Here is a 919-nt window from a genome sequence, read left to right as displayed (position 1 = left end):
GGGGCGGTCTAGGAGGCGGCGGGGGCGGCGGGTTGATCGGCCTGGCGGGCCGGATCCTGGACGCGGTGGGTGACCTGGTCGGTTCGGCGGACGACGGCGGCGCCGACCCGCTTGACGGCGACCTCGGCGACCTCGGCGACCTCGGGGACGACCTCGACGGCGACCCCCTGCACGACGACGAGCCCGACGACCGGGACGACGACCCGGGCGACACCGACGACCCCGACGAGCCGGACGAGACCGACGAGCCCGAGAACGCCGTCCCGCCCGGGGTGCCGGAGCCCACGGAGCCCCCCGGGGACACCCAACCGGTCGGCGCGACCCCGCAACCACCCGCGCCGCCGGCGTCCGGTCCGGAGCCGGGGCCACCGCCGGCGCCCGCACCGCCAGGTGCCCTGGCCGACGCGCCCGCCGACCCCGCGGCACCCCCAGCGCACGAAGCGTCGACGCCCTGCGAAATCGCGGCCGATCAGCTGCCGCAGGCGGGCCAGTGACGTCCCGGGCGGCCCCTACTTCAGCAGCGCGACGATCTTGTCTTCCAGCGGGGCTGGCACGGCGTCGGGATCGAGCGGGTCGGTCCCGGGCAACTGCTCCTCAGGATCGGCGAAGGCGCGATACGTCTTGTCGCCGGCGAGCGTGTACAGCAGGTACCCGGTCAGCAACGCCCGCACCGATCGCTGCGTGCGCCGGTGCTGGCCGCCGAGCCCGAGCACCTGCGTCAGCCGCCGGCCCTCGGCGAGCCCGTCGGGCCGGGCCTTGCTGACCACGCGCAGCGCGGCGGCGTCCCAAGCCTTGTTCAGCGTCAACGCGTTGGAGTTCAGGGTGGTCGCGTCGCCCGGGCCGGTCAGCAGCAGGCCCGGCACCTTGAGCGAGGCGGCGGGCTGTTCGGCCGGGGGGCTGGTGACGGTGGGAAAGATCG

Annotated in this window: 2 pseudogenes; one reads left to right on the top strand and one right to left on the bottom strand. The window is 76.0% G+C overall.

Features of this window, described 5'->3' with window-relative positions:
• A pseudogene (locus A5714_RS26590) lies at positions 1-494 on the top strand (hypothetical protein); the annotation flags it as partial.
• Between the two features lie 15 nt (positions 495-509).
• Here the strand turns inward: A5714_RS26590 and A5714_RS26585 are convergent.
• A pseudogene (locus A5714_RS26585) lies at positions 510-919 on the bottom strand (hypothetical protein); the annotation flags it as partial.

Source organism: Mycobacterium sp. E2462 (assembly GCF_001672685.1).
GTDB lineage: Bacteria > Actinomycetota > Actinomycetes > Mycobacteriales > Mycobacteriaceae > Mycobacterium.
Note: the sequence above shows the minus strand (reverse complement) of the source record. Positions and strands in the feature narration are given on the sequence as shown.